The sequence below is a fragment of the Clostridium boliviensis genome (genome assembly GCF_033342255.1).
In the GTDB taxonomy this organism is placed as follows: domain Bacteria; phylum Bacillota; class Clostridia; order Lachnospirales; family Lachnospiraceae; genus Lacrimispora; species Lacrimispora boliviensis.
On record NZ_JAWONS010000109.1, the window covers coordinates 209971 to 222659 of the forward strand.

Consider the following 12689-nt stretch of genomic DNA (forward strand, 5'->3'; position numbering starts at 1 on the left):
AAGGGTTGAGATAACCCCTAAATTGTCGTCTTTTGACGCATTGAATTCATGAGATGATAATCTATATCCAGATGTCGTCCATCACTCTTATGATGTCTTCGGCATATACTGAACTTGGGTGAAATTTTAAATACAAGTGCCGTTTGTTGAGTGATAAGATTTGCATTTATTACCTTTGCGCTGTACCGTTTTATGCTCTGATTGCTGACGTATAAAATGTTACAAAAGTAGATGTACTCAATTGTTAACTAAAACATTAGCTTCAAAATTTCATTCAAAACATCTTACTCAACGTTATAATTTCGGCACTTATGTTGGAATTTACCTGAAAGAATCATATGCTCAAGACCATTGTGTCTCAATATAGACTTTGTTGATTCTTTAGTAAAAGAGGAGGTTATAAGATGATGAAAAAAGAGTTATTAAAAGAGCCCACAGACATCTATCAGGAAAGGTTCCTGGAATTATGGGAGAAACTGCACGATTCTGAAAACGGATATTTCAGTTCGAAAGGAATTCCTTATCACTCGATAGAAACTTTGATGGTTGAAGCACCTGACTATGGTCATGTAACTACCAGTGAAACGTTGAGCTATTATATCTGGCTCGAGGCTATGTATGGAAAGTTTACCGGTGATTTTTCCGAATTTAAAAAAGCCTGGGATATTACGGAAACTTATATGATCCCAACGGAAAAGGACCAGCCCAATAGTAGTATGTCCGGATACAATCCCAGTAAACCGGCAACCTATGCACCTGAATGGGAGCTTCCAAGTCTTTATCCGGCAAAATTGGACACTGGTGCAGCGGTTGGGAAGGATCCGATCTACAATGAATTGAAGTCCGCATATGGCACTTCTACTATTTACGGAATGCACTGGCTGTTAGACTCAGATAACTGGTATGGTTTTGGCAGCCGTGGGGATGGTGTGTCTGAACCGTCCTATATCAATACCTTCCAGAGAGGAAGGGAGGAATCCACCTGGGAAACAATTCCTCAGCCGTGCTGGGATGACATGCATTTCGGTGGTAAAAATGGATTCCTTGATTTATTTACCGGTGACAGCAGCTATGCAAAACAGTTCAAGTATACCGATGCACCTGATGCAGATGCACGGGCAATTCAGGCGACATACTGGGCAGACAAGTGGGCCAGTGAATATGGGGTGGATCTTGGAACCTATATTGGCAAGGCCAGTAAAATGGGTGACTATTTAAGATACGCCATGTTTGATAAATATTTCCGTAAAATCGGATCTCCAAATGCAGCTGGCTCCGGTTACGATGCAGCTCATTACCTGCTTTGCTGGTATTATGCATGGGGCGGCGGAGTAAACGCAAACTGGTCCTGGATGATTGGCTGCAGTCACAGCCATTTTGGTTACCAGAACCCTATGGCAGCCTGGATCTTGTCACAGGATGAGGAATTCAAACCTATTTCCCCAAATGGCGCAGGCGATTGGGAGAAGAGTCTGGAGAGACAGCTGGAATTCTATCAGTGGCTGCAGTCCGAGGAAGGCGGTATTGCGGGCGGTGTGTCCAATTCCAATAACGGCCGTTATGAAAGCTGGCCTTCAGAAACCGCGACCTTTTATGGCATGGGTTATCAGGAACATCCTGTTTATGCTGATCCCGGAAGCAACCAATGGTTTGGATTCCAGGCATGGTCAATGCAGCGTGTAGCAGAGTATTTTTATAAAACAAAGGATTCCAAGGCAGAGGCCTTGCTGAGCAGATGGGTTAAATGGATTAAAACAGTAGTGAAACTGGAAGAGGACGGAACGTTTGCGATCCCTGATAATTTAGTCTGGTCAGGTCAGCCTGAAACTTGGACAGGATCCTATACCGGAAATCCGAATCTGCATGTAGAAGTAAGCACCTATGGAACTGACATCGGCGTAGCGGGCTCTCTTGCCAATACCTTACTGTATTACAGTAAAGCTTCTGGTGACGATGAGGCCAGAGTGCTTGCCAAGGAATTATTAGACCGTATGTGGAGCTTGTACAAAGATGACAAAGGACTTACCGTTCCGGAAAAAAGGAATGACTACAGCCGTTTCTTTGATCAGGAGGTTTATGTACCGGAAGGCTGGAAAGGAACCATGCCAAATGGAGATGAGATGAAAAATGGAGTTAAGTTTATAGATATCCGTTCTAAATACAAAGATGATCCTGATTTTAAGAAGGTTCAGGACGCTTATAATAGTGGAACAGCCCCCGTATTAAGCTACCACCGCTTCTGGGCACAGTGTGATATTGCCATTGCCAACGGTGTATATTCCTTACTGTTTGAAGGTGGAGAACCGGTAAATAATTCTTCTATAGATCCGACATCAGCTGTTTTTGATAAAAAGGCAGGTAATCAGCAAGACATTGAAGTCACTCTTTCCTTAAACGGAAATACCTTTACAGGAATTAAAGAGGGAGATAACTATTTAACAGAAGGTGTGGAGTATACCTTAACCGATGATGCAATTGTATTGTTGAAAACTTATCTGGCAGAAAAAGAAATCGGGAAATTAAAGCTCATCTTTGATTTCAGCAAGGGGATTCATCCTGTACTTGTTGTGACTGTGACAGATACTTCAATAGCAGCCGGGGACATCAATGTACAAATGTTTAATGGAGTTACGTCAGCGCAGACAAGTGCGATTGCACCGAAAATTAAAATTTCCAACACAGGAAATACCAGTATTTTACTTTCAGATTTAAAACTAAGATACTATTACACCATAGATGGGGAAAAGGATCAGAATTTTTGGTGTGACTGGTTTTCGGCTGGCAGCAGTAATGTTACTGGTACCTTTGTAAAGATGCCGGAAACAAAGCCAGGAGCAGATTATTACCTGGAAATCGGATTTACGGATGAAGCGGGTGAACTGGCAGCAGGCCAGTCAACTGAAGTCCAGGTAAGATTTTCTAAAAATGATTGGAGTAATTATACGCAGACGGGAGATTATTCATTTTCAGAATCAGGCAGCAGTTATAGCGACTGTAAAAAAATTACAGGATATATTTCAGGCAGCCTGAAATGGGGTATGGAACCGTAATGTAAGCGTGATAGCTTTCATATAATAATTTCTGGCCCAAATATCAGAAAACTGGATTTGGGTCAGAATGATCAATAAGAACCCGGAGGTTTAGATATGAGAATAAAAAAGAATACCATGTCTGCGGCTCAGCCGTCAAAGGCACAATCAAATTATAATTACGGAGAAGCGTTACAAAAAGCAATTATGTTTTATGAATTCCAACGTTCCGGAAAGCTGCCTGCTGATATCAGGAATAACTGGAGAGGAGATTCTGGTCTGTCTGATGGTTCAGACGCAGAGATTGATTTAACCGGCGGCTGGTATGACGCAGGAGATCATGTGAAATTTAATCTCCCTATGGCTTATTCGGCGGCCATGCTGGCCTGGAGCGTATATGAGGCAGAAGATGCTTTAGAAGAAAGCGGTCAGTTAGAGTATTTATTAAAGGAAATCAAATGGGTAACTGATTATCTTATAAAATGCCACCCATCGGCAGATGTTTTTTACTACCAGGTGGGGAATGGCAATACGGATCATTCCTGGTGGGGGCCGGCAGAAGTAATGCAAATGGAAAGACCGTCTTATAGGGTAGATGTTAACAGTCCTGGTTCCACAGTATCCGCAGCTGCAGCTGCAGCTCTGGCAGCAGCTGGTGTTATCTATGCTGATCGTGATCCCGATTATGCAGAAACCTGCATTCAACATGCCAAAGAGCTTTTTTCATTTGCTGACAAAACAAAGAGTGACAGTGGTTATACCGCAGCAAACGGTTTTTACACATCTAGCAGCGGTTTCTATGATGAACTGTCCTGGTCCGGTGTATGGCTGTATTTAGCTACCAAAGATTCCGATTATCTGGACAAAGCAGAATCCTATGTACCAAACTGGAGCACAGAATCTCAATCTTCCACCATTTCCTATAAATGGGCGCAATGCTGGGATGATGTGCATTATGGCGCTGCTTTGCTTCTTGCAAAAATAACCGGAAAAGAGGTGTACAAGAACAGTACACAAATGCATCTGGATTACTGGTCAACGGGATATAACGGCAGCCGTATTTCCTATACGCCAAAAGGTCTTGCCTGGCTGGATTCCTGGGGGGCTTTAAGATATGCAACAACAACCGCTTTTTTAGCCAGCGTTTATGCTGACTGGTCAGGCTGCAGTACAAAAAAGGCGGAGACCTACAGGCAATTTGCGAAAGAGCAGGTAGATTATGCTCTGGGAAGCAGCGGCTGCAGTTTTGTGGTTGGTTATGGAATAAATTCTCCGGAAAGACCTCATCACAGGACAGCGCACAGTTCCTGGGCTGACAGTATGAACGTACCCGCATACCACAGACATACCCTTTATGGGGCTTTGGCAGGAGGACCGGATAAAGACGATAGTTATACAGATGAAATCAATAACTATGTCAATAATGAGGTCGCCTGTGATTATAATGCCGGATTTGTAGGTGTACTTGCAAAACTTTATGGAGAATACGGCGGAGATCCCATTGCAGACTTTACTGCAATGGAAGAAGTGACTAACGACGAATATTTTGTAGAAGCAGGAATTAACGCCTCAGGCAGTAACTTTATAGAAATCAAGGCTTTGCTGAATAATCGTTCGGGATGGCCTGCAAGAATGGGAGATCATTTATCATTTAAGTACTTTGTAGATATAACAGAGGCTGTAAATGCAGGCTATACAGCGGACGATTTTACAATAAAAGCAAATTATAACCAGGGAGCAGCAGTATCAAGACTTTTGCCCTGGGATGAAGCTGACAATATTTATTATGTAAATGTTGATTTTACAGGAACCAAAATTTATCCTGGAGGCCAGTCTGCATACAAAAAAGAAATTCAGTTTAGAATCGCCGGACCGGATATGGTTTCCTGGGATAATTCCAATGATCATTCTTATACAGGATTAGACGGCGCGACTTCAGGAAAAGTTGTTAAGACTAACTATATACCGGTATATGATTCTGGGGTGAAAGTATTCGGCGATGAAACTGGAAGTTCACAGACCAGTTCTTCCATCAGTCCGTTAACTGCATCTTTTGACAAAAACAATCCTGAGGATGTGCAGGTGAAACTCATATATAATGGAAATACACTTGATAATATAAAAAATGGTAATGATTTGCTGGTGAAAGATAACGATTATGTAATATCTGATGATATAGTAACCATTTTAAGCTCCTATCTGGCTGACAAATCTGTTGGTAAATTAGGATTGATCTTTGATTTCAGTGAAGGGAATGATCCTGTTTTTACAATTACCATAACGGATAGTTCGGTTATAACAACAGGAGAATTGAAAGTCCAGGCATTTCATGTGAATACACCCGACACCGTAAGCAGCATTGCAGCAAAGATCCGGCTGTATAATACGGGAATCGGAGACATCAGCCTTTCTGATGTTAAATTAAGATATTATTATACAATTGACGGAGAAAAAGAACAGCAATTCTGGTGTGACTGGTCTTCCGCGGGAACAGACAATGTGACAGGAACCTTTGTGAAAATGGGAGAGGTAAAGAGTGGTGCTGATTACTATCTGGAAATTGGTTTTAAAGAAGGAGCAGGTATCCTTTCTGCGGCGAATTTCCTGGAATTGCAGGTGCGATTTTCCAAGTCAGACTGGACGAATTATATCCAGACAGACGATTATTCCTATCAGGGTACTGGCTCCGCCTATGCTGACAGTGATAAAATAACCGCTTACCTGGCCGGGAATCTGAAATGGGGGATAGAACCTTAATTGCTTGTGTGGGGCTGGATGGGGAGCGCAGTTCATTCGCGCTCCTCTCTTTTTTTCACCTTGTGCCCGGCGTCACACATTCCAACGCAATGGGGAATGCAATTTTTTCGATGAACTATTTTGGAAGAAACTTAGACGAGAGATTCAGCGGTGATTTCTTAAAAGAGGCATTAAGAACTGCACCAAAAGAATTACCTTATAGAGGACCGGAATTCTATCAGTCTGGGGAGTACACATATAAAACAAAGATAATTGGAGATATGGAATGGTTCCAGGGGTACGAAGAAATTTTCTGCCAGAATATTAAGGTTTATGAATGCTTTTATCATGGAGGAATGTTGAAATAGGGAATATTGTGGAATTCCTGATGAAATCTATTGTTGAGCGTGCCATGGATATATGTGCACGCCCGTTTTTTATTCCCCCAGCAACCTGTTTAGAAACTCGTGCCTATGATTGATAAATAATTTAGTAACCTGATAACTTTCAGTTTCTTCATATTCACAAGACCTGATTCCATCATTATCAAACATCATTATTTCTGAATCTGGAATTCCAAGTAATATTGGGGAATGAGTAGCAATTATAAATTGTGCACCCTGTTTAGCCAGGTTTACAATTTGCATTAGTAAAGTCAGCTGCCTTTGAGGGGATAATGCTGCTTCCGGTTCATCCATCAGATATAATCCTTCATTTGAAAAAGATTGAAAATAATGAATAAAGCTTTCACCATGAGATTGTTCATGCAGAGACTTTCCGCCATATTGTCGATAAAATATTTCTTTTGGAGTGTTGTCCCGATAATCTTCTGCTTTTGTTGCCAAATTAAAAAAGCTTTCTGCACGAAAAAAATAATTGTATTTAGAACGTTTGGCACCTTTAGACAGAGTGAGAGCATTGCTTAGCTCTGAAACATCATCATAGGTTGAGAAACGATAATTTAAAGTTCCGCCTTCAGGATTGAAGCCGTAAGCGACTCCAATTGCTTCAAAGATAGAATCTTTATATTAGTATATCATGGACTGTTTAAAAGTGAAATAAATACTACCGCAACCTGACAAAATAAGGAAAAGAGCACGGACCAGCCGTGCTCTTTTCCTTATATACCTTCTTCGATTAAAAAATTACAGCTTACCGATTAAATATATCAGTAAATGCATCTAACGTTCTGTAATAGGAAGCCTTTGGAGTCCAGAGGTTTGAGAAGAGCAGAGGACTGTTTTCACGTCTCCAGGAGACATCATCGGATAATCCCCACCAGGTAAATCCTGTGATGTTGCCGCCATCCCGTTTAACTTCGCAGACTGCTTTCATAACGTCATAGACATAGGCTGCCTGTTCTGATTCAGAGCCGGCTCCGGCGTCAAATTCAGTAATCTGAATCTCTAAGCCTGCATTTTTAAATGCGGTATAAGCCTGCTTGAAATAGGAAGCGCTTGGAAATGTTGATGAAAGATGAGACTGTCCGCCTACACCGTTACATAATTTTCTGTCTGAATTAATAAACTGAATGAGTTTAATGATATTATTAGCTTCCATATATTCATTGTAATCGTTGTAGAATAAGCTAACTTTATCGGTAAGGTTAAAATAGCTTAATGTTTCATGAGCAAAACGGAAGGCTGTTTTTACAAATTGCGGACTTGTTGAAACATTTCCATAAATTCTAACCCAGTCTGAGTTGGCTGGAGAATGAAGATATTCATTTACAACGTCCCATGCATAAACGACACTGCCGTAATTGCTCAGATAGACGTGATTCATCACTGTCTTTATATAAAATTCCATACGTGCATTCATTGTATTCTGGTCCACATGACCAGCACCGGCATTGTAACCTGACCGAAACAGCCACGTAGGAGTCTGACCATGCCAGACCAGTGTGTGTGCCCGTACCCCCAGGCCATTCTCATAACATATTTTTAATACCTTATCCACTGTATCAAAATTGATTCTTGGTACAGTAGGCTCTGTATAGCCGCTGGGAATATAGTATCCCAAAGATTTCGCTTCAGCGACTGATATCAGGTTTGGCGAACTGCCGAGCAGTGCATCCGGCTTCATCTCGTTCTCAAGCGTGATACTATTGTACCGCTGCTTGATGATATTTAAAGTAGAAGAATCCTGCAACTGGCGCAGTGTTACACAAGTTCCTACCCGCTGGAAATTGGTTCCATATGTATTTAACAGATTCTGATCGGGCGTTGCTGCCTGGGTGACCCCTAAAGATGTAACAGTAAGTGCAATTGCAGAAACAACGGTTACTAGTTTTTTTGTAAATGATCTTTTCATGTAACTACCCCCTTGTATATTATTTTTTTATCTAAAAAGATTCTTTGAATCAGTATTTCTTATAATAACAGGTTTCGCTGTATTCTTAAATTTGTGCATTCCTCCTTCCTTAGCTCCCACTTATTAAAGTTACCAGATTTCAAAGATTCTTTTTGGTCTAATTTACAGATAGTAAATAAACTGCATTATTAAGTTGATGAATCTGTTACTAATCTAACATAATATATAGTTAAAACAATGAAAATGTAACTATTACGATACTGTTCGTCATTTTTTCGTAGATATTCTAGATAAGGAAGATATATTTGAAGAAACCGGAATGTTGCAGTTTAAGCAATATTCCGGTTCCTTTATCTGATTATATAGCAGGAATATCAGCCGCCTGCAGTTCTGCACACACCATATCCTGATGCGCTCTTGCTGCATCTAAGAAGTCATTTATTGCGGTCGGTGAAACCTGCTTTTTGTAATAATTCTGTAAATCCGGGAAATCCATCTTTTTCATATATTGACACCATGCTCTACATGCTTCATCACCAGTTTTACTTTTTAAAATATCTTTTAAATTGTCCCATTTTATCGGATTCTTAAGTTCCTGAAACAGAGCATTTTCACCATCTAAGTATGTATCGGCAGGTTCGAAAGAGGCGTGGCTTTTGATGCATTTAAGAGCATCAATCATCTCATAGAATGCCTGGGCAAAAATTTCTGCATTGCATCTTATAACATGGTAACCTTCCATGGACCAGTGGGGATGATATTCATAACTCATACTGCCGTCATCCGGCAAATGCCCAAGTCTGCCGTGCCCAAGACAAAAAGCAGAATAATTACTGACTCCTGCCGGAGTGCTTACGTAGTCGCTTAAGCTCGTATCTTTTTTATGAATCTTAAATCCGCTGTTTCCCACATCATTAATAAAATAGGAAGGTGTACCGGCAAAGAATTCATGTGCAAAGGTATCGGCCAGAACATGCATCCGGATACCGGTTAAATATAAAATTTTATCACTTAATGGATTAGCAGATGCAAATTTGTTAATGGTATCAGATATAATTTTTGATACCATTGTGCTGTTGTGGGTGCAAATGCATTGTAAATCAGGATAATTTCTCTTATTCATTAATACTGGATCTTTTATGTTTAAATGATTATCCAGGTTACCGGGAAGAAAATGAAAAGGCATCCAGATTTTTCTTAATTTCAATAGAGTTTCACTATTAAATGAGGAAAGATCATAAATATTATCTTTGAAAATTTCCGTATTTGTTTCACAGGTTATTATCTGATTCGCTGCAGGAATCTTTGCTGCGTTTAAATAATCTTCGGTACATTCGTCAACTGTTTGTGCTGCCCACGCAATTTTCTCGGCCTGTTCGTGAGAAAATTCTGCAATTCTTGCAGCACAATACGTCCCATAATAATGAAAATCCAAATTCATAATAATACCTCCAAATTTTATTTTTGAAAACAAGCTTGTTTTTCTGTATTCAATATAAAAAGAGCGAAAACAGATTTCAATAAATCCAGATATATGACGCACAATCAGGGATAAAAACCCAATTTAATGAGTTCCGGTATCATAATGGTTTTTTGTCCCGTTTTATCCGTTCTTTATCCAATTCTGATGAAAATGAAAATAAAACAGCGTATCTTAAAGCTATCAAAACCGTCGTACGAGAAAGGAGAAAGCAAAACATGGCTGAGGAAGCAGGCTCAAAGACAAAAACGTCACCGCCTACAGAGGGAAAGGGAAAAAGAGGATACAGGGACAGCGATTTCATACCCCTGAATGATCTTGTATATGCACCGCTCCATGCACTGGCAAAGTCTAGTGAACAGTTGAAGGCTCATGTGGTGGAAGCAATTAAGGGTATGGCGACCATCAGACAGAGCGGTCAGGAGGAAATTATCCATCTGGACTGTATTAATCTCGCTTATGATCAAATCAGGCCGGAAGCAGAAGAAGGATGCAGTGTGGACAATCTTCAGCTTCAGGTACCGCTTATGTCAATTATTCCGATTACAAATTTAAATGTGGAGAAAGCAGAAATAGGGTTTTCCGCAGAAATAAATGTTGTGAATGAAAATGAAGGAAAATGCAATATCAATGCCCGGATCTGCTCACCGGAACAGCGTGACAGTGATTTTCTGCCAAGAGTATCTTTTAAAATGCAGGTGAGTTCCATACCGGCTACGGAAGGGATTATGCGGCTGATTGATTTGCTTAGTGCAAACCAGGTAGCCAAACAGCTGGATAACACACCGGTAACCATTGATGGAAGCTTAGGTTCCGACACTCATAAGCTGATGCGGCAGCAGATTAACGAACTGAAGGCTAAGGTGAAGAAATTAAAGCAGCTGTATCAAAAGATAACAGATATGATTGCGGAACAGGAAAAGCTGCAGCAGGTAAGCAGGGCGGCATTTGATGAAAGTCCCTATGAGTTTGACCGGGATAAATTTCTTATGGCACAGTCCAATATTGCAAACCGTATCATGGAATATCAGGAACAGATTATGAGCAGCGAAATCAATTTTGGACTGGATCATGATTACAAATAAGAAAAAACCACAGGAAGAAGCGAAGAACACCAGTAGAGATCTGGAACAGTATTTCATGAATCTGACGGTAGAATTAAATTTTCGTCTTATATTTGAAAACGATTGTTTTGATTTATCACAGAAAGAGATTTTGTGGGTGGAGTACATTGCAATTGGAGAGATAGCGGGATCTGTTCCAAGGAAACAGACAATTCTACAAAAACTTCTTTCATTACTGGAAAAAATGGTGAGGTGTATGACACATGGTTTTGATAAAGCATAGAAAAGATTCATAAACCAAAAAGAAAGAAGGTATTTTTATGGCGATTGCAGAACAATTTGCAGGTCTGGAGATGGACAAATTAATCGGTGCCCCTCTTGCAGCTGCAGCAGATGCCAGTACATCACTGGCAAATTCTACGGCAGATTTTATCAACCGGGTGGGTTTTGATTCCACCGGAAAAGTACGGAATGTGGCTTTCATGTACCAGAAGCGCAGCGTGAATGAGGATGGTACCAGCAATCTGGATGAGATGAAGGTGGATGTGCCTATGCTTGCCATTGTTCCCATCCCCAATCTGCAGATCGACGAGGTGAATGTCCTGTTTGATATGGAAGTTAAGCAGAGTGAAAAAAAGGATACATCATTTGACATGGGAGCGTCATTGACCGGATCTGCGCGTATCGGTTTTATCAAAATATCCGTTACCGGCAGCGTCAGTGCCCACAGTTCCAATACAAGAAGTTCAGATAATTCTGCCAAATATCATGTAGATGTGCGCGCCACCAATCATGGTACCCCGGAAGGTCTTGCAAGAGTCCTTGATATGATGGCTGCAAATGTGGCTCCATCCCTGGTTGGTAGCTCTTTAAAGGATGGAAACGGACAGGATTTAAGCGAGAGTGCAAAAATCCGTGCAGAACGGTTAAAGGCTCTGCGCCACGATATTTCCCAGATTGAGACACGGCTTTCTGCTGCAAGAGAGACGTTTGATGGCAATGTTGCCAGATTGAAGAAAGCTGCCATTTCTCAGCTAAATACATATCAGGCAGTCTTATCCCAGAAGCTGAGCGGTCTGGATGAAACAAATGAAGCAGACCAGGAAAAATCTGACGCATACAGCCAGGTAATGAGTGAGATAAGTGCACCTTGGAATAATCTCCAGAATCAGGCTGGTGATTTAATTAAAATGCTGGCGGACAGCGGAGAAACTTCAGACGGAACTACAGTATCTGAATTGTTCGGACTGAAAGAATTAAAAGACGACAAAGCAGATAAATACCAGGAAACAGAGCTTTATTACAAGCAGCTGGCTGCTGTACAAAAGGCAGCTATAGAAGCGCAGGGCAATGTGAGCAGACTGGAGACAGAGCTGTTTGACAAAAAAGCCGAATACAGTGACGCCATTGCCGGAAAACAGCTGCCGGCGCAACAGCCTTAATTAATCGTATCTCAACACATATCTATAGGAGCTGAAGGATGAAGCAGGATGAAAAAACTGCTCTCACGGATATTCATTATGTAAAAATGGTTCCTGTCGGAAGTGTCAATCCTAATAATCCCCTTTCGGATCAATCCAGGGCAGCACAGATTGCAGTTCTCAACCGCTGTCTGAATGATTATCCGAAAGGTACGATTATTGGGAAGGATGTTACCATAGGACGTTATCTGGTGGGAGAGCACGAATTAACAATGGAAAAGGTAACCTATCATGTAGGATTCACAAGAAAACCTTCGTGGGAAGAAAATCAGGAAAGCGGGCTTTAAATATGAAAATATATGAGAACAGAGAGAAAGAAAATCTGCTCCTTCAACTGGAAGGCAGACTTGATACTACAACTGCCCCTCAGTTTGAAGCAGTAATTGAGGAAAAGACGTCTGGTATTACCGATTTACAGATTGACATGGAAAAGTTAGAATACATTTCTTCTGCCGGATTGCGGATACTGCTTGGTGCAGTAAAAAAGATGAACAAACAGGGCAGTATGGTTGTCCGCAACGTAAACAGCGAAGTCATGGAAGTGTTTAAGATAACCGGCTTTACGGAAATCTTAAATATTCAGTAG

General features: G+C 40.9%; 11 protein-coding genes. 8 read left to right on the top strand and 3 right to left on the bottom strand.

From position 1 onward, the window contains the following. Positions 1 to 404 precede the first annotated feature (404 nt). From RZO55_RS07460 to RZO55_RS07470, 3 genes are all read left to right on the top strand, one after another. Positions 405 to 3050 (top strand): glycoside hydrolase family 48 protein, encoded by a 2646-nt coding sequence (locus tag RZO55_RS07460; RefSeq protein WP_318063652.1) that lies wholly within the window; start codon positions 405 to 407, stop codon positions 3048 to 3050. 96 nt (positions 3051 to 3146) lie between these two features. Then, positions 3147 to 5786, top strand: a complete 2640-nt coding sequence (locus RZO55_RS07465; protein ID WP_318063653.1) for a glycoside hydrolase family 9 protein — start codon at positions 3147 to 3149, stop codon at positions 5784 to 5786. An 89-nt stretch (positions 5787 to 5875) separates the two neighbouring features. Continuing rightward, positions 5876 to 6133 (top strand): DUF5680 domain-containing protein, encoded by a 258-nt coding sequence (locus tag RZO55_RS07470; RefSeq protein WP_318063722.1) that lies wholly within the window; start codon positions 5876 to 5878, stop codon positions 6131 to 6133. Between the two features lie 69 nt (positions 6134 to 6202). Here RZO55_RS07470 and RZO55_RS07475 read toward each other — a convergent pair whose 3' ends face one another. The 3 genes from RZO55_RS07475 to RZO55_RS07485 form a co-directional block, all read right to left on the bottom strand. After that, on the bottom strand, positions 6203 to 6610 hold the full coding sequence (locus tag RZO55_RS07475; RefSeq protein ID WP_336624274.1) for an AAA family ATPase: 408 nt from the start codon (positions 6608 to 6610) through the stop codon (positions 6203 to 6205). A gap of 307 nt (positions 6611 to 6917) precedes the next feature. Beyond that, on the bottom strand, positions 6918 to 8078 hold the full coding sequence (locus tag RZO55_RS07480; protein ID WP_318063654.1) for an endo-1,4-beta-xylanase: 1161 nt from the start codon (positions 8076 to 8078) through the stop codon (positions 6918 to 6920). Between the two features lie 358 nt (positions 8079 to 8436). Continuing rightward, positions 8437 to 9519 carry a DUF6765 family protein gene (locus tag RZO55_RS07485; protein WP_318063655.1) on the bottom strand — a complete coding sequence of 361 codons (1083 nt, stop codon included), beginning with the start codon at positions 9517 to 9519 and terminating at the stop codon, positions 8437 to 8439. Between the two features lie 257 nt (positions 9520 to 9776). Between RZO55_RS07485 and RZO55_RS07490 the strand changes: the two genes are divergently transcribed. The 5 genes from RZO55_RS07490 to RZO55_RS07510 are packed head-to-tail and all read left to right on the top strand — an operon-like array spanning position 9777 to position 12689. Beyond that, entirely contained in the window at positions 9777 to 10643 is an 867-nt protein-coding gene (locus tag RZO55_RS07490) for a DUF2589 domain-containing protein (protein ID WP_318063656.1), read from the top strand. Continuing rightward, entirely contained in the window at positions 10618 to 10905 is a 288-nt protein-coding gene (locus RZO55_RS07495) for a hypothetical protein (RefSeq protein ID WP_318063657.1), read from the top strand. The genes RZO55_RS07490 and RZO55_RS07495 overlap by 26 nt, the downstream gene beginning before the upstream one ends. A 37-nt stretch (positions 10906 to 10942) precedes the next feature. Further along, positions 10943 to 12064 (top strand): DUF2589 domain-containing protein, encoded by a 1122-nt coding sequence (locus RZO55_RS07500; RefSeq protein WP_318063658.1) that lies wholly within the window; start codon positions 10943 to 10945, stop codon positions 12062 to 12064. Between the two features lie 38 nt (positions 12065 to 12102). Continuing rightward, entirely contained in the window at positions 12103 to 12390 is a 288-nt protein-coding gene (locus tag RZO55_RS07505) for a hypothetical protein (protein WP_117419710.1), read from the top strand. Between the two features lie 2 nt (positions 12391 to 12392). Then, entirely contained in the window at positions 12393 to 12689 is a 297-nt protein-coding gene (locus RZO55_RS07510) for an STAS domain-containing protein (protein ID WP_318063659.1), read from the top strand.